Annotated in this window: 19 protein-coding genes; 12 read left to right on the forward strand and 7 right to left on the reverse strand. The window is 50.4% G+C overall.

The genetic code is table 11. From position 1 onward, the window contains the following. Nucleotides 1-134: 134 nt before the first annotated feature. Nucleotides 135-1,664: a fumarate hydratase gene (locus KU392_RS11145; protein ID WP_169293850.1), complete on the reverse strand. Its 1,530-nt coding sequence runs from the start codon at nt 1,662-1,664 to the stop codon at nt 135-137. A 47-nt stretch (nt 1,665-1,711) separates the two neighbouring features. Further along, complete coding sequence (locus KU392_RS11150) at nt 1,712-2,479, reverse strand: crotonase/enoyl-CoA hydratase family protein (protein ID WP_169293849.1); 768 nt, start codon at nt 2,477-2,479, stop codon at nt 1,712-1,714. A 128-nt stretch (nt 2,480-2,607) separates the two neighbouring features. On the opposite strand from KU392_RS11150, the gene glyQ reads away from it, so the two are divergent. The 7 genes from glyQ (at nt 2,608) to KU392_RS11185 (ending at nt 9,810) form a co-directional block, all read left to right on the forward strand. Next, the gene (gene glyQ / locus KU392_RS11155) at nt 2,608-3,507 is read left to right on the forward strand and encodes a glycine--tRNA ligase subunit alpha (protein ID WP_169293848.1); all 900 of its coding nucleotides are present in this window, start codon (nt 2,608-2,610) and stop codon (nt 3,505-3,507) included. After that, nucleotides 3,508-5,634, forward strand: coding sequence for a glycine--tRNA ligase subunit beta (gene glyS, locus KU392_RS11160; protein ID WP_169293847.1), 2,127 nt, complete (start codon nt 3,508-3,510; stop codon nt 5,632-5,634). It abuts the gene before it with no gap. Further along, on the forward strand, nt 5,631-6,170 hold the full coding sequence (gene gmhB / locus KU392_RS11165; protein WP_169293846.1) for a D-glycero-beta-D-manno-heptose 1,7-bisphosphate 7-phosphatase: 540 nt from the start codon (nt 5,631-5,633) through the stop codon (nt 6,168-6,170). The genes glyS and gmhB overlap by 4 nt, the downstream gene beginning before the upstream one ends. Nucleotides 6,171-6,175: 5 nt before the next feature. After that, complete coding sequence (locus KU392_RS11170) at nt 6,176-6,907, forward strand: lysophospholipid acyltransferase family protein (RefSeq protein WP_169293845.1); 732 nt, start codon at nt 6,176-6,178, stop codon at nt 6,905-6,907. A gap of 55 nt (nt 6,908-6,962) precedes the next feature. Next, entirely contained in the window at nt 6,963-7,664 is a 702-nt protein-coding gene (locus KU392_RS11175; RefSeq protein ID WP_217735342.1) for a M48 family metallopeptidase, read from the forward strand. Nucleotides 7,665-7,823: 159 nt separating this feature from the next. Continuing rightward, on the forward strand, nt 7,824-8,243 hold the full coding sequence (gloA, locus tag KU392_RS11180; RefSeq protein ID WP_169293843.1) for a lactoylglutathione lyase: 420 nt from the start codon (nt 7,824-7,826) through the stop codon (nt 8,241-8,243). 37 nt (nt 8,244-8,280) lie between these two features. After that, nucleotides 8,281-9,810, forward strand: coding sequence for a YdgA family protein (locus KU392_RS11185; protein WP_217735343.1), 1,530 nt, complete (start codon nt 8,281-8,283; stop codon nt 9,808-9,810). A 190-nt stretch (nt 9,811-10,000) separates the two neighbouring features. Here KU392_RS11185 and KU392_RS11190 read toward each other — a convergent pair whose 3' ends face one another. Next, on the reverse strand, nt 10,001-10,666 hold the full coding sequence (locus KU392_RS11190) for a hypothetical protein (protein WP_211182278.1): 666 nt from the start codon (nt 10,664-10,666) through the stop codon (nt 10,001-10,003). A 78-nt stretch (nt 10,667-10,744) separates the two neighbouring features. Then, a complete protein-coding gene (locus KU392_RS11195) occupies nt 10,745-11,167 on the reverse strand; it encodes a hypothetical protein (RefSeq protein ID WP_217735344.1) in 423 nt (140 codons plus the stop codon). A 483-nt stretch (nt 11,168-11,650) separates the two neighbouring features. Here KU392_RS11195 and pyk point away from each other — a divergent pair, with 483 nt between their 5' ends. Both pyk and KU392_RS11205 read left to right on the forward strand, forming a co-directional pair. Beyond that, nucleotides 11,651-13,105: a pyruvate kinase gene (pyk, locus tag KU392_RS11200; protein WP_425514657.1), complete on the forward strand. Its 1,455-nt coding sequence runs from the start codon at nt 11,651-11,653 to the stop codon at nt 13,103-13,105. A 72-nt stretch (nt 13,106-13,177) separates the two neighbouring features. Further along, nucleotides 13,178-14,323 carry a glycerate kinase gene (locus KU392_RS11205; protein WP_217735345.1) on the forward strand — a complete coding sequence of 382 codons (1,146 nt, stop codon included), beginning with the start codon at nt 13,178-13,180 and terminating at the stop codon, nt 14,321-14,323. Nucleotides 14,324-14,419: 96 nt separating this feature from the next. On the opposite strand, the gene rsmA is transcribed toward KU392_RS11205, so the two are convergent. Genes rsmA through KU392_RS11220 form a run of 3 tightly spaced genes read right to left on the reverse strand, consistent with a single transcriptional unit; the run spans nt 14,420 to nt 19,100 of the window. Continuing rightward, a complete protein-coding gene (gene rsmA, locus KU392_RS11210) occupies nt 14,420-15,205 on the reverse strand; it encodes a 16S rRNA (adenine(1518)-N(6)/adenine(1519)-N(6))-dimethyltransferase RsmA (RefSeq protein WP_169293838.1) in 786 nt (261 codons plus the stop codon). 2 nt (nt 15,206-15,207) lie between these two features. Next, complete coding sequence (locus tag KU392_RS11215) at nt 15,208-16,695, reverse strand: peptidylprolyl isomerase (protein ID WP_217735346.1); 1,488 nt, start codon at nt 16,693-16,695, stop codon at nt 15,208-15,210. Continuing rightward, nucleotides 16,695-19,100, reverse strand: coding sequence for an LPS-assembly protein LptD (locus KU392_RS11220; RefSeq protein WP_217735347.1), 2,406 nt, complete (start codon nt 19,098-19,100; stop codon nt 16,695-16,697). Before KU392_RS11220 ends, KU392_RS11215 begins: the two co-directional genes overlap by 1 nt. A gap of 288 nt (nt 19,101-19,388) precedes the next feature. On the opposite strand from KU392_RS11220, the gene KU392_RS11225 reads away from it, so the two are divergent. From KU392_RS11225 to KU392_RS11235, 3 genes are read left to right on the forward strand one after another with little or no spacing between them, the layout of a single operon-like run. Further along, nucleotides 19,389-20,435, forward strand: coding sequence for an aminoglycoside phosphotransferase family protein (locus KU392_RS11225; RefSeq protein WP_217735348.1), 1,047 nt, complete (start codon nt 19,389-19,391; stop codon nt 20,433-20,435). Beyond that, the gene (gene murU / locus KU392_RS11230; RefSeq protein ID WP_217735359.1) at nt 20,435-21,163 is read left to right on the forward strand and encodes an N-acetylmuramate alpha-1-phosphate uridylyltransferase MurU; all 729 of its coding nucleotides are present in this window, start codon (nt 20,435-20,437) and stop codon (nt 21,161-21,163) included. The genes KU392_RS11225 and murU overlap by 1 nt, the downstream gene beginning before the upstream one ends. A 36-nt stretch (nt 21,164-21,199) precedes the next feature. Further along, nucleotides 21,200-21,904 carry a DUF6776 family protein gene (locus tag KU392_RS11235; protein ID WP_169293834.1) on the forward strand — a complete coding sequence of 235 codons (705 nt, stop codon included), beginning with the start codon at nt 21,200-21,202 and terminating at the stop codon, nt 21,902-21,904. Nucleotides 21,905-21,988 lie beyond the last annotated feature (84 nt).

Below are 21,988 nucleotides of genomic sequence, written 5' to 3' on the forward strand. Positions count from 1 at the left end.
CTGAATCAACATATCTTTCATTATCAAGGCATACGAACCGTTGCAAACGTGAAAACACCACATTAAGCACATAAAAAAACACCGGCGGATAATAAAACCCGACCGGTGTTTTTGTCTTCAACAACAGAAACGGCTTACAACTCTTCTACCGCTACTGGAATTTTACCGATTTTGGCTTGCCATTCTCTGGGGCCTGTTTTATGGACAGATGTGCCTTCAGAATCAACAGCCACGGTTACCGGCATGTCTTTCACTTCAAACTCGTAAATGGCTTCCATGCCCAGGTCCTCGAAGCCCACGACTTTAGCGCTACGAATCGCTTTGGACACCAGGTAAGCCGAACCACCCACCGCCATTAAATAAGCCGATTTGTGCTTGCGAATGGACTCGATCGCGACCGGTCCGCGCTCGGCCTTGCCGATCATGGAAATCAGGCCGGTTTTTTCCAGCATCATATCGGTGAATTTGTCCATACGGGTTGCCGTGGTGGGGCCTGCAGGGCCAACCACTTCATCACGCACCGGATCAACCGGGCCAACATAATAAATAACACGATTGGTGAAATCAACCGGCAATGACTCGCCCTTGGCCAACATGTCCTGGATGCGCTTGTGGGCGGCATCACGACCGGTCAGCATTTTGCCGGACAGCAACAGGGTTTGACCGGGTTTCCAGCTGGCCACTTCTTCTTTGGTCAGGGTATCCAGATTCACCTGTTTGGACTTGTTGTAATCGGGTGCCCATTGCACATCTGGCCAATCAGACAAAGAAGGCGGTGTTAACACGGCAACGCCTGAACCATCCAGTACAAAGTGGGCATGACGGGTTGCCGCACAGTTTGGAATCATGGCGATGGGTTTAGAGGCGGCATGGGTTGGGTAAGTATTGATTTTGACATCCAGCACGGTTGTCAGGCCACCCAAACCCTGGGCACCAATTCCCAGGGCATTGACTTTTTCATACAGCTCGATACGCAACTCTTCGAGTTTGTTTTGCGGGCCACGGGCCAGCAACTCGTACATGTCGATGTCTTCCATCAGTGACTGCTTGGCCATTAACATGGCTTTTTCAGCGGTACCACCCACCCCTATACCCAACATGCCTGGAGGACACCAGCCGGCCCCCATTTGCGGAACGGTTTTCAGTACCCAGTCAACGATCGAGTCACTGGGGTTGAGCATGGCGAACTTGGTTTTGTTTTCTGAACCACCGCCTTTGGCCGCAACCTGAACGTCAACCTTGTCACCAGGAACCAGCTCAACGCTCAGGATACAGGGGGTATTATCTTTGGTATTCTTGCGCTCAAAAATGGGGTCAGCCAGCACGGAAGCACGCAGCTTGTTGTCAGGATCCAGATAACCGCGACGAACGCCTTCATCACATGCCTCTTGCAGCGTACCTTTCAGATCAAACTTGACATCCATACCCACTTTCAGGAAAACGTTCACAATGCCGGTATCCTGACAAATGGGGCGATGCCCTTCCGCGCACATGCGGGAGTTGGTCAGAATTTGGGCAATCGCATCTTTAGCTGCCAGGCTTTCTTCGCGCTCATAGGCACGAGCCAGATGCTGAATATAGTCGGCAGGATGGTAAAAACTGATGAACTGGATCGCATCCGCGATGGATTGGATCAGGTCCTCTTCTTTGATAATGGTAGTCATTGTTCAATCAACTTTTTCAAAAAACTAACGGTTAACAACTTTACGGTTTATTTGCCTTTCCAGACCGGAGCCCGTTTTTCGGCGAATGCGGTAGCCCCTTCTTTGGCATCTTCTGAAACAAAGATATGCGCCATGCGTGGCTGTTGCAGGGCAAACATGTCTTCCTGGCGCCAGTCTTGTGACTGCACCACCACCTGCTTGACCGTACGTACGGCCAGAGGGCCATTCGCTGCAATCTTCTCAGCCAATTTTAGCGCAGCTTCCAGCGCTTTGCCCGGTTCTGTCAGTTGATTGACCAAACCAAGCTGGTGCGCACGCGTGGAGGGAATCATGTCACCGGTTAATAAGATCTCCATGGCAACGTGGTACGGCAGCCTTTGCGGCAGGCGCAGCATGCCACCCGAACCGGGCACCAGGCCACGTTTTACTTCAGGCAAGCCAAACTGGGCATTTTCAGCGGCCACGATCAAATCGCAGGCCAGCGCCAATTCACAGCCACCGGCCAACGCATAGCCCTCGATGGCGGCAATCAGGGGTTTTTGAGGCGGTGCCTCACACAAACCACCCAGACCGCGGCCCGGCACCACGGCACGGCGCTGGGTTTTGGCGAACTCTTTCAAATCCATGCCCGAACAAAACGTATTGCCTTGTCCGGTAAGAATGCCCACCGTCAGGTCATCATTGGCGTCAAGCTGGTCAAGCGCGGCAGCCAGCGCAAAAGAAGTATCGTAAGTAAGGGCGTTGCGGGCTTCAGGTCGGTTGATGGTAATGACCAATACCCGGCCAATGATTTCTGATTTCACCAATTCTGTCACAGTTGTCTCCTGTAGGTTCGGGGTTATTGAGGCATTTTACCCTTTCAAACCACAAATTATCCCTAGAACCGCAACAAATACCCTAAAATCCAAGGTTTGGTTATTCATCCGATGCTAGAGTCGAATTCATGCTTACTTTTCAGCAAATTATCTTAAAACTTCAGGAATACTGGGACGCACAAGGTTGTGCGTTGCTCCAGCCTTACGACATGGAAGTGGGCGCGGGTACGTCCCATACAGCCACTTTCCTGCGCGCCATCGGTCCCGAGCCCTGGCATGCCGCTTATGTGCAGCCATCACGCCGCCCCAAAGATGGCCGCTATGGCGAAAATCCCAACCGCCTGCAACACTATTACCAGTACCAGGTTGTGCTCAAGCCGGCTCCACCCGACATTCTTGATCTTTACATCGGTTCGCTGCAAGCGCTGGGCATCAACCCCCTGGAACACGATATCCGCTTCGTTGAAGATGACTGGGAAAACCCCACGCTGGGTGCCTGGGGCCTGGGCTGGGAAGTCTGGCTCAATGGCATGGAAGTCACGCAATTCACTTACTTCCAGCAGGTAGGCGGCCTTGACTGCCCGGCCACCACCGGTGAAATCACCTACGGTCTTGAACGCCTGGCCATGTATCTGCAAAACGTGGAAAGTGTTTATGACCTTGTCTGGACCCGTCGTCCCAATGGCGATACCGTGTATTACCGTGACGTGTTTCACCAGAATGAAGTTGAACAATCCACCTACAACTTTGAATACGCCTCAACAGAAATGCTGTTTGCGCATTTCAATGACTACGAAGCCGAAGCCAAAAAACTGGTCGAGATCCCATTGGCCCTGCCTGCCTACGAGGTCGTCCTGAAAGCCGCCCATACTTTCAATATGCTTGATGCCCGGGGCGCCATTAGCGTTACCGAACGGGCCAGCTATATTGGCCGTATCCGCAACCTGTCCCGTGCAGTTGCCCAGTGCTATTACGACTCCCGTGAACAGCTTGGCTTCCCGATGCTGAAAAAACAAGAGATTGCATAAATGTCAACGAATCCTTTACTGATCGAATTACTTACCGAAGAACTGCCCCCCAAGGCATTGCAAAAGCTGGGCAAGGCATTTGCCCAAGGTGTTTACCAGTCCCTGAACAAACAACACCTTCTGGGTGAACAGTGCGCGCTTGAGTCCTTTGCCACACCACGCCGGCTTGGTGTCCGCTTAAGCCAGGTATTGGCGCAGGCTCCCGAACAGGCCTTTGCAGAAAAACTCATGCCTGTGAAAATCGGCCTTGACGAAAACGGCAATGCCAGCCCCGCCCTGCAAAAAAAACTGGCCGCCAAAGGCCTGGAACACTTGAGTGTTGCTGACCTGACTCGCGAATCCGATGGCAAACAGGAATATTTAATCGCCAAAGGCACCGCCCCCGGCGCACAACTGGCCGCATTCCTGCAAACCGCCATTGATGAGGCGATTGCCAACCTGCCCATTCCCAAAGTCATGCGCTATCAACTGGCCGACGGACAAACCAGTGTCCGCTTCGTACGCCCCGTGCATGGTCTGGTTGTCCTGTTTGGTGACCAGGTCCTGCCAGTTAGCGTGCTGGGCATTTCATCCAGCCACGTAACCCGGGGACACCGCTTCCTTAGCCAGGCACCGGTTCAGTTAAACCATGCCAACACCTACGAGCAGCAACTGCGCGAAGAAGGTAAGGTCATTGCCTCGTATGAAGAACGTCGCGACATGATCAGTGCCCTGCTGGCTGAAAAAGCGGCCTCACTGGGTGCCACTATTGGCAACGATCCCGAGGTCACCGCGCTACTCGACGAAGTCACTTCACTGGTGGAATACCCAGCCGTGTATATCGGTCAGTTTGAGGAAAAATTCCTGGCCGTACCACCAGAATGCCTGATCCTGACCATGCGCCTGAACCAGAAATATTTCCCCCTGTTCGACCCGGCCACTGGCAAGCTGACACACCGCTTCCTGATTGTCAGCAACATGGACATCGAGAACCCACAACAGATTATCGAGGGCAACGAACGGGTCGTGCGCCCGCGCCTGGCCGATGCCGAATTTTTCTTCGATACCGACCGTAAAATGCCATTGGCCGCACGTGTCGAGCAACTGGCCACCATTGTTTACCACAACAAACTGGGCACCCAGCTGGACCGCTCCGAACGGGTCCGGAAAATTGCCGCTTACATTGCCCAGCAGCTTGGCGCCAATGTCGCGCTGGCCGACCGTGCCGCCCTCTTGGCCAAAGCCGATTTAAGTTCCAACATGGTGGGTGAATTCCCTGAACTGCAGGGCATTATTGGCGCCTACTATGCCAAGGCCGATGGCGAGCCCGAAGAAATCGTGACAGCCCTGGCAGACCAGTACCGCGTGCGTTACGACAAGCCCGTCAGCCAGGAAACCTTGACCTCGGCCATTTTGTTTATTGCCGAACGCGCCGAAACCCTGGTTGGCATTTGGGGGATTGGTCTGGTTCCCACCGGTGAGCGTGACCCTTACGCCTTGCGCCGTGCCGCGCTGGGCCTGATCAGTGCGGTTGAGCAATTGGCCGCCGGCCAGTTCCTGAACCTGCAAACCAGGCTGTCCCTGAATGAATTGCTTGAATTTGCCGCTGGCACGTTTGAAAACATCAGCCTGAACCCGAACACGGTCACCGAAGTACAGGAATTCATTTACGAACGTTACCGCAATCAGCTCAATAACGAGTATGACCGCTCAGTTGTAGATGCTGTTATTGCTTTGGCACCGCCACTGAATGAAATTATCGACCGGGTCAAGGCCGTTACCGCCTTTGCACAATTACCCGAAGCCGAGAGTCTGGCTGCCGCCAACAAACGGATTGCCAACCTGCTGAAAAAAGTCGACGGATCACTGCCTGCGATTAATGCCGACATTCTGCTTGAGCCGGCAGAAAAAGCCCTGGCAGGCACGATTGAAACCATCCAGCCGGTTGCTCTGGATCACTTTAACAAAGGTGAGTTTGAGACCAGCTTACGCAGCATTGCCAGCACACGTGAAGCGGTTGATGCCTTCTTCACCGATGTCATGGTCATGGCTGAAGACCCGAACATCCGCAATAACCGTCTGGCTTTGCTTTCACAGTTACATGGCACCATGAACCTGGTGGCCGACATTTCCAGGCTGGCGCAATGAAACTCGTGATTCTTGATCGGGACGGCGTCATCAACCAGGATCGTACCGATTTTGTTAAATCGGCCGATGAATGGGTTCCCCTGCCCGGCAGTCTCGAAGCCATTGCCCGCCTGTACCGGGCAGGCTGGAAAGTGGTGATTGCCAGCAACCAGTCCGGCCTGGGCCGGGGCCTGTTCAGCATGAGCGATCTGAATGCCATGCATGCCAAAATGAATCAGGAGCTCACTTTGCTGGGCGGGCAGGTGGATGCCATTTTCATTTGCCCGCACAAGCCGGAAGATGGCTGTAATTGCCGAAAACCCTTGCCAGGCATGCTTCACGATATTATTCGCCGCTACGAGATAGATCCGGCACAGGTTCCAGTGATTGGTGATTCCCTGCGCGACCTGCAAGCCGCACAGATCGCAGGCATGAAGCCCTGGCTGGTGGAAACCGGCAATGGCCTTAAAACAAAAAATGACCCCAATCTGCCACCCGGCACGCAAATCCGTGCCAGCCTGGCGGATATTGTCAATGAATGGTTGCGGGAAAATTAATCATCATGTCTTTTTTACGTGCCCTGCTGTTTCTGGTTTTTCAAGCCGTTACTCTCATTCCCTTCGCACTCGGGTGTTTCCTGCTGCTGCCTTTTCCCTTCAAATGGCGATACCGTTTCACGGTAGGCTGGCCCCATCTGCTTATGTGGGGAGCCAAATATATTCTTGGCATCAAATGGAAAATCAAGGGAAGGGAAAATATTCCCACTACACCGGTGGTATTTCTAAGCAAACACCAGTCTGCCTATGAAACCCTGCTTTTCCCCTGGTTCTCACCCAAGCCGGCCTGTTTCATTTATAAAAAAGAACTGAACTACATCCCGTTTTTCGGTTGGGGGCTGGCCAGCCTGCGCAATATTCCCATCAACCGCTCCGACCGCAAGGGTGCCATGCAACAGGTATTGGACATTGGCAGCAAGCGCATCCGCGAAGGCCACAGCCCGGTTCTGTTCCCCGAAGGAACCCGGATACCCGTCGGACAAAAAGGCCGCTACCAATCAGGTGGGGCTCGTCTTGCCGTCCATGCCGGTGCCTCGGTCGTTCCGGTTGCGCACAATGCCGGAGAAGTCTGGCCGCGCAATTCCTTCCTCAAAAAACCCGGTCTGGTGACCTTCTCGTTTGGCCCTCCCATTTCATCCGAAGGCCTTACCCACGACCAACTTAACCGCAAAGTTGAAGAATGGATTGAAGGGGAAATGCGTGTACTGAGTCCACATCGTTACACCGACAAGACCTGACGCTCCACAAAGGCAATAATATCCATGAATCAACTATCCTTTATCAACACTACCCATGGATAGAATTCCTTACACTCTTCAGCGTTCCAATCGGCAAAGCATTGGTTTTACGGTTAACGCTGAAGGACTGAAAATTACCGCGCCAAAATGGGTCTCGCAAACCGTCATCGACCAGGCCATCCAGGCAAAAAGAACCTGGATCCAAAGCAAGTTGCTGCAGTGGCAACAAGAATCCCCCACCCCCATCCGCTGGCAAAATGGCATGCAATTGCCGTATATGGGCCGGCAAATTATTGTTCAACTTGACCCGCAGCTGGCTTCATGCCGCTATGAGGGCAATTACAATCTGGCACAAGATAACGATCTTCTCTATCTCAACCTGCCATCCACCGCCAATGCCCTGGCCATTAAAACAGCTTGCACCCAATGGTTTCAGGGGCGTGCCCTGGCCTGGTTTGAAACCCGTCTGAGACATTTCCAGCAAAGCAGCGGCACAAAACCCCAGTGCCTGCGCCTGTCCAGTGCCACAACCCGTTGGGGCTCCTGCAACGCCAATGGGCAGATTCGCCTGAACTGGCGCCTGATCCATCTGTGCCCGGATCTGATTGACTATGTCATTGCCCATGAGCTTGCTCACCTGAAAGAAATGAATCACAGTCCCCGCTTCTGGGCTGAAGTCAAACGCATTTTGCCCACTTATGAAGCCGCCAAAAACAGGCTGAAACAAAAAAACCTGCGTACGCTCCCCATCCTTTAAGATAGGTATGAAAGCGCTCACCCGCCTTCAGTTTTCATCTATATAATGCTGTTGTATCTTTCTTACAGTACCCGTCATTTAAATATACTGCACCCATCATTGGGTAAAGACAGGTTTGCTAAAATAGTCCGTTTGTAACCATTTCCACCAGGAGTCATCATGCAATTTCTACATACCATGCTTCGAGTCGGCAACCTTGAGCGTTCCATCGAATTTTATACAAACGTAATTGGCATGAAACTGCTGCGTCGTTCGGAAAACCCCGAATACAAATACAGTCTGGCTTTCCTGGGTTTTGAGGCCAACCCCCATCAGGCCGAACTGGAACTGACCTATAACCATGGTGTTGACTCCTATGAACTAGGTACCGCCTATGGCCATATTGCCATTGGCGTGCCAGATGCCGGCCAGGCCTGTGAAGCCGTCAAGGCTGCCGGAGGCAAAGTGACACGTGAGGCCGGTCCGGTTAAGGGTGGCACCACCGTTATTGCTTTTGTTGAAGATCCCGACGGCTACAAGATCGAGCTGATCGAACGCAAAAACATGCAAGCTTCAGGCACTGGTTTGCATGCAGAATAAATCCTGTTAAACAACCATAAAGTTAAAAAGGTACATTATGAAAACAACAAATATTGTTATTGGCGCGCTTGTTGCTGCCGGTGTCGTATGGGGAGGCTCTACCTGGTACGTTGGCCAACAGGCCAAAGGTGAGATCGATAAATCCATCAGTAATCTCAATGAATTTCTGGCACACACCTCTCCCTATCTCAGTCTGAGTGAGGTCAGCTATGAAAAAGGCTTTCTTTCCTCTACCGGGATTTATAAGCTCAACATAGATGTACCTGATCTGCCCCAAGAACTTTCCAATATTACGTTCCTGAACCAGGTTTTTCACGGCCCCCTGCCATTAATTCAGGAAGGTCGTTTTACGCCCGCCTTGGCCATTAGCAAAACCACGCTCATTAACAATGACAATACAAAAATACTGTTTGATGCCGCCAATGGACAGGAGCCGTTTACATCCAGCAGCGTGCTTTCTTTTGCCAAGGAAATTGCCAATACGATTGAAACCGCACCACTGAAATTCGATGATCAGGATGTTGAAATCATGGTCGAACCGATACAGGCGATTACGCACACGAATCTTGATTACGCTTTTTTCAATACAGAAGCCATGGGTGGCGCGATGAAAGCAACGGGAAAAAGCACCAGCAGTCTGTCTACGGACGGCTTTAAGCTTAGCAATAAAACAACCCGAACCGCCCACAAAAATTATATTGGTGATACTTCCTTAACATTTGGAAAATTCAATATTACCAGTTCGGACCAATCCATTGCCATCGACTCGGTCGACGTCAATGCCAGCACGACTGAATCTTCCGCAGGCCTGCTCAATGGTGACATCACCTATTCCGTGAATAATATCAACGTCAACAAAATTGATTTTGGCACCACAGCCCTGAAGATGACCGTGAACAACCTGGACATGAAGGCGCTTAATGAGTTTAGCCGCGCAACAGCCAGCCTGGATCTGAGTTCTGCTTCATTCGAGGAAGAAGAGTTGGCCGATCATTTCGAAACCCTGTTTGTCAAACTGGCTGATGACAAATTTGAGTTCCATATTGATCCCTTCCGTATAAAAGCGACAACCGGCGAAGCATCGCTGAATTTCGGAGTTGCTTTTAACGGAGAAAAAGCCTCTGCCGAATCAAGGGAGTCTCCGGAATTATTTGCCGCTGAATCATTGCGCAAAGCCAATCTATCCTTTTCTATTGATGACAATCTTATCAAAGAATATGGCTCAGGCATTATTCAGATCTCCGAAGGTACAGACAAGGCCGAAGCTGATGCTCAAGCACAAATCCTTGCTGCCATGGCAAACCTTGTCGCGGAACAATCCGGCATGGCTATTTACAAAGATGGCAAAACCACGTCTTCAGTCACCTATGATGCCGATCAACCCGAAGACAGTCAGATTGACTTCAATGGCAAAAAAATGGGCTTGAATGAGTTCGCCATGAGAGCATCCTCCCTGCTTGGCTTGGCAGGTACATCGGCTGCCCCTGCGTTGCTAAACGAAGAGGAGCTATTTCAAGCCCTTGAAAACGAGACTGAGACTGAGACTGAGACCGAACCTGCAGAATAAATGCATGAGTTTGAAAGCGAAACAGCAATGACCCGACAATACCTCACTGTTCGTCTGCCAATTAATACAAACTTGAATTAATTAGCAACAGAGCGCGATCAGATCTTCTTGCTTATTAACAGGTGATACCCCAAAATCACCTGTTAATAACGTCTCTTTCAGGTAGAAATCATCTTTACCAAACAAACCCTTAATTATTGCCATAAAAAGCCCGCAAGCGTTGCTCGTCAAGCTCATTGCCTGAGGCAATGGCCCTGACCTGCCTGGGAGAATTTGTACGGGCAGTATTAGCTACAACTGCATTGGTGCCAGGATTGTTCACCACAACTGCAGGAGGTGCTGATACCCGATTGGCAACCACCTCATTTTCTGGCAAACCCTTGGCGGTCGCCGTGCTTGGACAACGCCGTCCGGTAGCCTCATAAGCCATGCGGTTCACGTCTTCACCAAAACAGAAAAAACGCATATCCGCAACTTCCTTATAACCCAGTTTATAGGCAATACTGGTATCCTCTCGTGCGTTACACGCATCTGATTCACCTGCCATCGAACCACCTATTCCAAAACCGGTAAAACCGACGCCAATAGTATTGGATTGACCGCAATTATTGGCCCCGCCAAACATGCTTGCAGGTGCATAAACGTTAGGGGTCGTGTGTATACGCTGGGATTTCCTTTGTTCTGATCCACCAAAGGTAAGGTCAATAATGGCCGCTCCTCCCGAAGTGACGTTTGCACTTGAAGAGGCTCCGGAAGATGACCCCGCAGAAGCTTCTGCCCCGGCACCCACGTTAACCTGTGCCAGCACCTGACCCGATGCAAATAATAGTGCAATTGCAGTGAATATTTTTTTCATGGCGATTCCTTTCGGAGGGGGAAACCCCCTCCAAGAATAATATGCATATTATAATTTTTAAGGCGATTGAGCCCTGAGTTATGGCCAGAGACCACCAACCAGACCAAAGCCACCAAAACCGCCAAAACCGCCAGCGTTGGTACTATAGCTACTACCGGCATTTGAAGATGTACCTTGGGCAGCTCCTCCTAAAGAGAAACCGTTACCATATTGCTCAGTAGTAGAGTGTCCACCTGTAGATGTACCCACTCCAACAGGACTCATGGTAACTGCAGCAGTACCGCTTGACTGAGTCAAGGCTCCGGATTGATTGCCGGCAGCCCCAAAACCAAATGAGCCCTGTGTGCCTCCTGTACCAGATGCGCCACTAGTGGAACTGCTTGCACTTCCTCCTGCACCAAAACCGCCAAGCCCAATACTAAAAGTTTGTGCCTGTGCGCTGGTAGCCATGAACGTACCAGATGCCAAAGTCAACGCAGAGATAAGTAGTAGTTTTTTCATTTTGCTGCTCCTTTACGGATACATTTTTCGAACCGGATGCCGTCCGGCACGGTTACTGCAAAATGGAATATCCCACCCAGTCAATTTACTCATATATATGCAACATCGAACAGGGAGATCATCCCACCAATCTCAGCAACTTGAACCATCAAATTGCTGAATTCTTAATTTGTTACATTTTTGAAGCGAACCACACTGACCCACAGTAAAGCTGAGGTTACTGCATTAGTTCTGATAAAAGCACAGAAACAGTGAAAAGTTGAAACTTATATAATTTTTTCTAGAACTTATACTGCTATATGGATTTTGAATTACTGATAGTAGTTAATAATTTATGTATGATGGTTCAGTACTTGCTGAAACCTGATTTATTTGCTGCATACCTGCTTTTATAGGAATTAATTCTACATGAATCAAAAAAGTTTTCAACACTTAATTTGATGTTTCCTTACTTTTTTGTAACATAAAAAATGCTATCACTCTATGAAAAAAGAAAATATGAATCTGAGACGCACTAAAATTGTGGCTACATTAGGGCCGGCAACCCAAACGCCCGATCAAATTGAAAAGATGATTCTGGCTGGCATGAACGTAGCGAGGCTAAATTTTTCTCATGGCAACCACGAAGAACACCGCCATAAGGCCCAAACCATCAGGGCAATCGCACGCAAGCTGCAAAAACATATTGCCATCATGGTTGATTTGCAAGGCCCCAAAATCAGGATTGCCCGATTCATCAACGGACAGGTTACATTACAGGCTGGACAACCCTTTGTTCTATCCAACACCCATCCATACAATGAAGGCACGGCACATATTGTCGGTATTGACTACCCAGCCCTGGTGACGGACTGCCAGGCCGGAGATGAACTGCTTCTTGATGATGGCCGGGTCGTGCTGGAAATTACCGGCATTGAAGGCCAGGAAGTGCATACCCGAGTCGTGAGCGGTGGATCGCTTTCCAACAACAAAGGCATCAACCGCAAAGGTGGCGGTCTTTCCGCTCCCAGCCTTACAGCTAAAGACGAAGAAGACATTAAACTGGCTGCCGACATTCATGCCGACTATATCGCTGTTTCTTTTCCCCGCTATGGCAGCGATATTGAGCATGCCAGGCAACTTGCCCGCCAGGCCGGTAGCCACGCCTGGATTGTGGCCAAAATTGAACGCGCTGAAGCCGTGGTTGATGACCAGGCCCTGGATGAGTTGATTACAGCCAGTGATGCCGTCATGGTTGCCCGTGGCGACTTGGGCGTTGAAGTCGGTGATGCGGAATTGGTGGGCATACAGAAAAAAATCATCCTGCATGCACGCACTCTGAATAAAGTGGTTATAACGGCCACGCAAATGATGGAGTCCATGATTGCCAACCCCATCCCCACTCGCGCTGAAGTGTCTGATGTCGCCAATGCTGTTCTGGACTATACCGATGCGGTCATGCTGTCGGCCGAAAGTGCATCGGGCAATTATCCGGTTGAGGCCGTCACGGCCATGTCACGCATTTGCATGGGAGCCGAAAAACATCCTACGTCAAATAAATCCGGTCATCGACTGGGGCAGGTTTTTCCACGCTGTGATGAAACCATCGCGCTTTCCGCCATGTATGCCGCCAATCACTTCCCTGGCGTAAAAGCCATTATTTCCCTTAGCGAAAGTGGCCATACACCACTTATCATGTCACGCATCCGTTCAGGCGTTCCCATTTATTGTTTTACCCGTCATAAAGAAACTCAAAACCGCGTTGCCCTTTTCAGGGGCGTTTACCCGGTAAATTTTGACAACAGCCATCTTGATCCTGCGATACTTATGCAAGCCGCCCTTGATGAGTTGAAAAAACACCAAACGCTAAACAGCGGTGACTGGATCATTGTGACCAACGGAGACCTGTCAGCCCCCGGCAACGGCACCAACAGCATGAAACTGATCTGTGTCAATTAATTTAAACTTGATTTTTTCCCGCCCAGGAGCATACTCGTTCCCACGCTCCCGCGTTGGGAATGCATACATCCCATGAAAATCATCATCGCCCCCGACTCTTTTAAAGAAAGCCTGCCAGCCCATGACGTGGCCAAAGCCATTGCCAAAGGCGTAATGCAGGCAGCTCCCGATGCCAATATCCATTGCGTCCCGATGGCCGATGGCGGTGAAGGTACCGTCCTGGCCATTGCCCAAAGCACGCCGTGCACCCTCATGCAAAGCACCGTTCGCAATGCCTTGGGCCACCCGGTGCAAGCCACCTGGGCCATGCACGACACCGGCACTGCCATTATAGAAATGGCCAGTGCTGCCGGTCTTGAGCAAATCCAGCCCCAGCACAGAAATATACTGCGTGCCAATACGTTTGGCGTTGGCCAACTTATCCTTGAGGCTTTAAATAGAAATGTCAAACACATCATTCTGGGGCTGGGCGGTTCAGCCACCAACGATGGCGGTGCTGGCATGCTTGCCGCCCTGGGCATTCAGTTTAAGGATAAAAACAATGCCTTGCTGGAACCCGTACCCGAAGCGCTGTCCAGACTGGAAAAAATAGATCTTTCAGGTCTGGAGCCACGCCTGGCGCAAACAGCATTTACCCTGGCCTCTGACGTCAGCAACCCCTTATGTGGATCCCATGGCGCTGCTGCGATTTTTGGTCCACAAAAAGGAGCTACGCCAGAACAGGCTCGGCTCCTTGACCAGATCATGGCGAATTATGCCGATATTACTGCGATCACGCTTGGCAGAGACAGGCGTCATGAACAGGGTGCAGGTGCAGCAGGTGGCCTTGGTTTTGCCGGATTGAGTTTCTTGAATGCACGATTTCGTCCAGGGGTGGAAATAGTGGCCGAATTTGCGGGCCTGGCCGATCTGATTGAAAATGCCGATCTGATTATTACAGGAGAAGGTAAGCTGGATGATCAAACCCTGCAAGGTAAAGCCCTGGCCGGCATAGCTGCCCTGGCACAAATGCATCAGGTTCCAATGATTGTGATTGCCGGTACCCTTGGTAGCAATTACCAGGCTTTATACAGCCAGGGAATGACCGCGGCCTTCAGCCTGTGTAACGGTCCCATCACGTTACAGGACGCCATGCAACATACCTCGAGCCTGCTTCAGGATCGCAGTCGGGATATTATGCGGGTTTTCATGGCCAAGCAGATAAAAAACGGGAGATAAAACTATAAGTTTAAACAATTAGTCCCCAATGTTGGACAATTAAAAACCAGGCAACTCAAACTCGTTCCCACGTGGGAACGAGTGCTATTTCACACTTCAAACCCGGTTGAATTTACCGCTATCCAGCAAATAGTCGGAAAGACGGATAAAATCAGCCACACTCAAGGCTTCAGCCCGAGCCGTTTCCTGAATACCCACTACATCCCAGTCTATTTCCCAGTCAGCCAAAGAGCGACGCAACATTTTTCGGCGTTGCGAAAAAGAACGGGCAACCACCTGTTCAAACACCTGCCATTGTTTCGGCGCTGGACGTGAGTCAGGCAATGGAACCATTCGCACCACTGCCGACATCACCCTCGGGGGAGGATCAAAGGCTTCGGGGGGAACATCAAACAGCCAATGCATTTTATAGCGTGACTGCAACATGACAGACAAACGGCCATAATCGGACGAACCCGGCTTGGCCACCATTCGGTCAATCACTTCTTTTTGCAGCATGAAATGCTGGTCTTGCACATGACTGGCATAGTCCATTAAATGAAACAGCAAGGGACTGGAAATATTGTAAGGCAGATTTCCCACTACCCTTAAAGGAGAACCAAACTGACTGAAGTCCACCGTCAAGGCATCGGCCTCATGGACCGTTATTTTTTTGGGACTAAACGTATTGCGTAGCCGCTGTGCCAGATCCCGGTCAATTTCAACCACCGTCAGGTGATCAAGGCAAGCCAGCAATGGGGCCGTCAGGGCTGACAGCCCCGGCCCGATCTCCACCACCTTGTCACCACGGTCAGGATTGACTGCACGGACAATCGCCTCAGTTACGCTTTCATCCACCAGAAAATGCTGGCCAAACCGCTTTCTTGCCTGATGTGCTGTCATAATCAGTTTCTGGCAGAAATGGAGCCGCTCAGGCGATTATCGATAAACGACTGTGAACGCAATTGCTGCAACCAGTCTTCAAAAATAGGTTCTGCCCGTTGCTCATACAGGGTCTGGCGAGCCAACATACGACGGATTTCAGGCTGTTTGTCTCCGGTTCGTCGATCAAGCACTTCAATAATGTGCCAGCCAAAAGCGGAGCGCACTGGATTACTGATTTGACCCGGCTGCAAATTGGCCACTGCTTTTTCAAATTCAGGATCGGCCGTACCTGGCGCTATCCAGCCAATTTCTCCCCCCAGTGGCGCCGAGGTATCTTGCGAAAACTTGCGCGCCACATCCTCAAAAGCCTCGCCATTGCTTAAACGATTATGCAGGCTTTGGATCCGCTCATAAGCCTGCTTGTCAGACACCACAGGACTGGTCTTGACAAGAATATGACGGACATTGGATTCAGTCACTTCAACCGGCCCTTGCTGTTTGGCAGCTATTTCCATGGGAGAAAGCTGTGGCTTGGGCGGTGGTGGTGGCTGGACATTCACGACACGCTTGTTTTCTTTAATCAAGCCACGACGCTCGATCACCTTCAAAATATGGAAACCATTAGGTGCCTTGAAAACCCCGGTCGTACGTCCATCCGCCACGTTTCGGGTCACGTTCACAAACAGGGAAGGCCAGTCTTCAAACAACCGGATTCCCAGTTGGCCACCATTAGCCGCTTCCGGCGCATCGGAATATTCTTTGGCGACCGCAGCAAAACTGGTACCCCGTCTGAGTTTACTCATTGCCTCATTGGCTTTTTTACGGGCTGCCTCCACAACGTCTGCAGACGCGTTATCGGGGACACGAATGAAGATATGCTGCAAGGCAACGGCTTTAGGCTCAAAAGAACGCTCAATCACGACCTGTTTCTGGGGAGGAGGAGGCGTATAAGCAACCTCTTTTTTAGGTAGCACGCCGGTGGGATGCTGCTTCAAAAAAGCATCCACATCAGATTCGGTCACACTGATACGGCTTTGAATAATACGGTTGCGCAATTGATCCATCATCACTTCACTGCGCAGGTTTTGCAGGTACTCATCCCATTTCATGCCAGAACGGCTGACTTCTTCTTTCAGACGTTCAACAGGAATGTTATTGCGCTGAGCGATCGTTGCCAGCACCTGATTTAACTGGGCATCGGTAACTTTGACGCCAAGCCGTTCGGCATCCTGCTTCATCAGTTTTTCATCAATCATGGACTGCAGCACTTGATCCCGGGCTGCACCACCCTGCCCGCTGATTCGCAGGGATGCCATTCGATTGTCCAGCTCGCGTATGGTGATAATTTCAGTATTGACTACCGCGGCTATGCCATCACCAAACTGAGCTTGTGTTTTCGCAGTTTTGCCTGCTGTACCCGGTGCTGCCTGCGCCACCATTGGCAAAGCAAGGCAAAAAACGGGAATGGTTGCAAATGCGAGTTGGCGTACGCGTTTTAGTCTACGCATTATTCATACCTTTCAAATGTAGATTTTACTGGAACCGGGACCGTTGTTGATTCATAGCCCCGCACATTTTCTCTTAACAAACCCATTGGATCACTACCCAGAGATCCAAGACCGGATAATTCCAATTGTAAGAATATAGCAGAATTTGCTTTTTCTTTTGAAACAGCATAACGCTGCATGACAACCCGGCCGGTCCAGCAACAGTTGCCTTTATATTCAAACCCAAGAATGGATTGCGTTACCCTTTTATCCTGAATGGAATAATCGATACGACCAACACCGGATATTTTTTCTGTAAATGGCCACTGTGCCGACAGGCTGGTGGTTTCCTTACCCTTTAACTGATAACGTAACGGATTGCCAGTCTCATCAAGGAAAGGATCCTGCTGGTAACGGTAAGACATGGAAACGCTGGTCAGGCGCTTGGGTTTCCAGTGTAAAGAGGCGTAAGACTGCACCACATTCTGGTCAGCCGAATCCACCTGCACGGCCAGTTCGGTGTTCAGGGTATCGGTCAGCGCGGCACTTAAACCCGCCAGATAATCCGATTTGGAGCGTTTACGGGCCTCTTCTCCCGGCAGGGTTACTTTCTGGTCTTCAAAATAAAACCGTTGCGCCAGTTGCAAAGCCAATCGCTCGAAACCGCTATCCTCGTCAAACCAGCGACTGGTTATTCCCAAGGTAAGCAAGTTGGCATCGTTAATGCGATCCCAGCCACCACTGTAACGGTTTTCAGCAAAAGCCGAACCAAAACCGAACTGACTGATGGAGGTATCATAAACAGGAATATCCGCCTGGTTTTTATAGGGGATATTCAAGTAATAAAGACGGGGCTCAAGCGTTTGAAGGGACGGTTTGCCGAACAACGTGGTGTTACGCTCAAACGTCATGCCACTATCAAGGGAAAAGATGGGCAAAACCCGGTTAATCGACCCCTTTTGCGTACCCGCCTGGCTTCTGAAACCATATTTACCGAACTCTTCATACCAGTTCGTCGAATAATGAGAGGCATGCAAGGCCGCCTTGGGCGTGACATACCAGCCAGGACGGACAATGGGATAACTAATCGCGTTATAGGATGAAAAACGCGTACCATCAGGGGCCCGGTGGCCATCGGTTCTGGAAAAATCAGCGATATCCCCAAAGTAGGTGGGAAACTCAAAACGGGTAAGGGTATTGTCGGTTTCCACATCAAACCCGTTCCAGTCATATCGACTGCCACGCACCTTGAACTCGGGTACTTTTTCATATTGCCCATATAAGTATCCCAGCGTGTCATCTTGCAGGGTTTGGTATTTTTGCAGCGTTAAATAACCGCTCCAATAGTCGTACCCCGACCAGTTCAGGCTAGCCCGTTTTGATAAATAGGTCTGGTCTGCCTCATTCAGACCCATACTGGTAAAGTCGCGAAAATAGTTGTCATCAGACACACCATTCCAATCCAGATCCAGATTGAATTTCAGCCCCAGGAACTGGCCCAGATGCTGGTCATGCAAAATGGAATACGACCAGCGTTTATCACGGGTATCCATATCCTTGTTAATATAGGTACCCGAAACAATACCCGAATAACCTGGCATTAAATAGCGGAACTCCCCACCCATCAGTAATCCGCGCTTGCTTAAATAACGGGGAGTTATTGTGGCATCATAATTGGGCGCCAGATTGAAAAAATACGGAACAGCCAGATCATAACCACCTCTTGAGGTATAACCATAAGTAGGTGTCAGAAAACCCGTTTTCTTTTCTGCCCTGACGGGGAAGGTAAGGTAGGGCGACCAAAGTACAGGAACCCCCTTGATATACAGTACCCCGTTTTTTGCAATCCCTTCGTTTTCATCCTCGTAAATATCAACCTGTGGCGACTGGATTGTCCAGAACTTCTCAGGGCAATCGCAACCTGAATAAATGACATCCAGCAACCGGGTGTGATTTTCATCAAGCGCTTCGGCCTCGCTGGCCGTACCGCTTCCACCGCCAGCCAGATTAAAAACAGGCTCATAAAACTTGCCACTGTCCGTATTGATATTGTAATGTAGCCCCGTACCGGTAATCAGGGTGCCATCCTTGAAAAAGCGGGTATTGCCGCTTGCCGTCATCTCTCCGCTATCCGTGTTATAACGGATCTGATCACTTTTCAGGATAGCATCCGTACGCCGCACCTGCGCCAGTCCATGCAGGGTAATATCACTGCTGTTGTTGTCGTAACCCGCCTTTTCGCTATCAGTAAACGTAACGGTATTGTTTTTATTCCCGGTGGTAACCTGCAACAAAGATGAATCCTGCAAAGCCGGGTATTCATCAATACGAATCCCGGGGGCAGCCAGCACAAAGCCAGTCTTGGCAAATGCGGCAAGCGCCAGCAGAGTAAGAGCACAAACTTTACGCACAAAAAACAAATCCATTCAAGATTCTATTTATATGGAACACAAACAATTTTATTCCCGGTTGCAAACGACCACCCATGACATTACTCCTGCAGACTATTTATTGATGCAGCAAAGACAAAACCCGGTTAAAAAGCTTAAAATAGGTCTTCCCAGAGTAACTGCCACGTCGAAACGACCAATTATAGTAGTTGCTCTTTAATTTAAAGCGGCTTTTTTAATTCTTTCACTGAAATTAAACCGATTTTACATTCAGGACTCAGGTTTCGTCACCCACTTGTCGCGAAATACTCATTTTTTATAATTATGCCCTCAAACGTTTCCGCAGATCCCCGCAAAGATGCCTTGCAACAATGGCTGACTGTCATTGCAAATACCCATCACATTCAAATCTCAAGCCTGCGCACGGCATCCAGCGATGCCAGTTTCAGGCGTTATTTCCGTGTCGATACCAACCAGGCTCCCCTTATCATCATGGATGCTCCACCACAGCACGAAAACTGCACGCCCTTTATTGATATCGCTGGCAAACTGGCCAAAGCGGGACTGAATGTACCGGCTATCCTTGAAAAAGATCTGGAAAACGGCTGGCTGCTACTCACTGACCTTGGCAACGACACCTATTACCAGCGCATTCAGCAAGGAATTGATGACGCCACCCTGCAATCCCTGTACCGTGATGCCCTTCAGGCCTTGGTACAAATGCAGCAGGCCAGTGTCCAGGGATTACCCGCCTATGATGCGCAACGTTTGCGCGATGAGCTTGAGCTGTTTACCGAATGGTACGTTCATCAACATTGCCAAAGCCAGTTAAGCGATGATGAAAAAAACGCACTTGAAAAAACCTTCAGCCTGCTGGTGGCCCACAATGCCAAACAGCCCTGCGTATTCGTGCATCGCGACTACCATTCCCCCAACCTGCTGGTGTGTGACCAGGACATGTATGGGCCCAACCCCGGCATCATCGATTTCCAGGATGCGGTCAACGGCCCCATTTCCTATGACCTGGCTTCTTTGATCATGGATGCCCGCACCACCTGGGAGGAGCCCCAGCAACTGGACTGGGCTATTCGTTACTGGCAAATGGCACGGGATGCAAAACTGGCGGTCCCCGATGACTTCGCCAATTTTCACACCGATTACGAGTTCATGGGATTACAGCGGAATTTACGCATCCTGGGTGTATTTGCGCGACTTTCCATTCGTGATGGCAAAGATCATTACCTGCAGCACATGCCCCGTGTCAACGCCTATGTGCGCCAGGTTGCCAACCGCTATCTTGTTTTCAAACCCCTGTTAAGACTGCTGGATCGTCTGGACAACATCGAACACAAAGTGGGGTATACGTTTTGATTCAGGCCATGATTCTGGCTGCCGGCCGTGGCGAACGCATGCGCCCGCTCACCGATACCTTGCCCAAACCACTGCTGTGCGTAGGTGGAAAACCCCTTATTGTGTGGCACATAGAACGTCTGGCCAGTGCCGGAATAAGCAATATTGTCATCAACCATGCCTGGCTGGGTCACAAAATAGAAGAGACCTTGGGCAATGGCCACCAATTTGGCGTTACCATTAAATACTCGGCCGAATCCCCCAAAGGCCTGGAAACCGCGGGCGGCATTGCCAATGCACTGCCCCTGCTGGGCGAACAGCCTTTTCTGGTCATCAATGGCGATATCTGGTGTGACTGGAACCCCACGCAAGCCGTTACAATTACTGACCATTTGCAGCATGCATCAACACAAGCATGGCTGCTCATGGTGGATAATCCCCCTCACCACCCCGAAGGGGATTTCCATCTGGATCGTCAAGGGTTCCTGCACAACAAAACCGCAGAGACCATTAATCACACTTTTGCCGGCATTGGTGTATATCATCCCTCCTTTTTCAGAGGCGTCAACCCAAAACAGTCGCAGCCACTGGCCCCCCTGCTGCGTTTGGCCATGCAAAGCCGTCTCGTGGCAGGCAGCCTTCATACTGGACAATGGATTGATGTTGGCACCCCTGAAAGGCTGACACTGCTTGACCAGCAGTTACAATATGACAGCAATGCCCTTGCCTCCTCCGTTCAACCCCGATGAAATCACTTCATTTCGTAACCAAAGGATAGTTCAGTAATGTTTGGATCTTCAAAAAGAGCCGTTTTCAAACCCTCCGTTTATGAAAGCAGTAGCAGCCGTCGCGGCAAGCGCATGCCTCGCTGGCTCGTGATCCTGTTTACTGGTGTCATCATGGGCGCAGGCGGATTCTGGTTTTTGCAAACCAACTATGGTCCCAAACGTCTTAGCGTTGAGGAATCCAACAGCCTGACCAATGAGATCAGCATGCTGACCCAGGAAAAACAACGTCTTCAGGCCGAACTGGAAAAAACCACCCTGGATCTTGACGCCCTGAAAAAAAGCAATTCCGCCCAAGGCAACACCCTGAAAAGCAGCCAGGAACGTATCCAGCAACTGACGGCCGATCTGGAACTTATCAAAAAAGCCATTCCTGCCGACCCAAGTGGCAACCCACTGGGCATCCGTGCCGCCGAATTTGATGGTTCGATGGGTAAACTTGATTACAAACTGCTCATCATGAAAAGCGATGATGCCCAACCTGATTACAAAGCTCAACTTGAGTTTATTGTAGAGGGCAGATACCGTAATGGCAAAACCGGCTATGCCGAAATACCTCCTACCGATATCAACATCACCAATTTCCAGCAAGTCGGCGGAAGCCTGACATTGCCCCCCACCCTGACTCCAAGAAAAGTCACGATTCGGGTTCGCAGTATCGACGACCAGAAAACCCAGGCCAACCGCACTTTCAATATACGGTAATCTCTATCAGCCCTGCCTTTTACAGGCAGGGCTGATTTTCAGTCGTCATTCAATTTCAATTCATTTCCAACACTTGCCTAATGA

The sequence above is a fragment of the Advenella alkanexedens genome, assembly GCF_019132845.1.
Classification (GTDB): Bacteria; Pseudomonadota; Gammaproteobacteria; order Burkholderiales; family Burkholderiaceae_B; genus Advenella; species Advenella alkanexedens.

Bases quoted from the DNA above. Each gene is read 5' to 3' on its own strand.
- gloA (WP_169293843.1), top strand. From the start codon at position 7,824: ATGCAATTTCTACATACCATGCTTCGAGTCGGCAACCTTGAGCGTTCC.
- pyk (WP_425514657.1), top strand. From the start codon at position 11,651: ATGAAAAAAGAAAATATGAATCTGAGACGCACTAAAATTGTGGCTACA.
- KU392_RS11170 (WP_169293845.1), top strand. From the start codon at position 6,176: ATGTCTTTTTTACGTGCCCTGCTGTTTCTGGTTTTTCAAGCCGTTACT.
- glyQ (WP_169293848.1), top strand. From the start codon at position 2,608: ATGCTTACTTTTCAGCAAATTATCTTAAAACTTCAGGAATACTGGGAC.
- gmhB (WP_169293846.1), top strand. From the start codon at position 5,631: ATGAAACTCGTGATTCTTGATCGGGACGGCGTCATCAACCAGGATCGT.
- KU392_RS11235 (WP_169293834.1), top strand. From the start codon at position 21,200: ATGTTTGGATCTTCAAAAAGAGCCGTTTTCAAACCCTCCGTTTATGAA.
- KU392_RS11195 (WP_217735344.1), bottom strand. From the start codon at position 11,167: ATGAAAAAACTACTACTTATCTCTGCGTTGACTTTGGCATCTGGTACG.
- KU392_RS11185 (WP_217735343.1), top strand. From the start codon at position 8,281: ATGAAAACAACAAATATTGTTATTGGCGCGCTTGTTGCTGCCGGTGTC.
- KU392_RS11215 (WP_217735346.1), bottom strand. From the start codon at position 16,695: ATGCGTAGACTAAAACGCGTACGCCAACTCGCATTTGCAACCATTCCC.
- KU392_RS11175 (WP_217735342.1), top strand. From the start codon at position 6,963: ATGGATAGAATTCCTTACACTCTTCAGCGTTCCAATCGGCAAAGCATT.
- KU392_RS11225 (WP_217735348.1), top strand. From the start codon at position 19,389: ATGCCCTCAAACGTTTCCGCAGATCCCCGCAAAGATGCCTTGCAACAA.
- KU392_RS11205 (WP_217735345.1), top strand. From the start codon at position 13,178: ATGAAAATCATCATCGCCCCCGACTCTTTTAAAGAAAGCCTGCCAGCC.
- glyS (WP_169293847.1), top strand. From the start codon at position 3,508: ATGTCAACGAATCCTTTACTGATCGAATTACTTACCGAAGAACTGCCC.
- KU392_RS11220 (WP_217735347.1), bottom strand. From the start codon at position 19,100: ATGGATTTGTTTTTTGTGCGTAAAGTTTGTGCTCTTACTCTGCTGGCG.
- KU392_RS11190 (WP_211182278.1), bottom strand. From the start codon at position 10,666: ATGAAAAAAATATTCACTGCAATTGCACTATTATTTGCATCGGGTCAG.
- rsmA (WP_169293838.1), bottom strand. From the start codon at position 15,205: ATGACAGCACATCAGGCAAGAAAGCGGTTTGGCCAGCATTTTCTGGTG.
- KU392_RS11145 (WP_169293850.1), bottom strand. From the start codon at position 1,664: ATGACTACCATTATCAAAGAAGAGGACCTGATCCAATCCATCGCGGAT.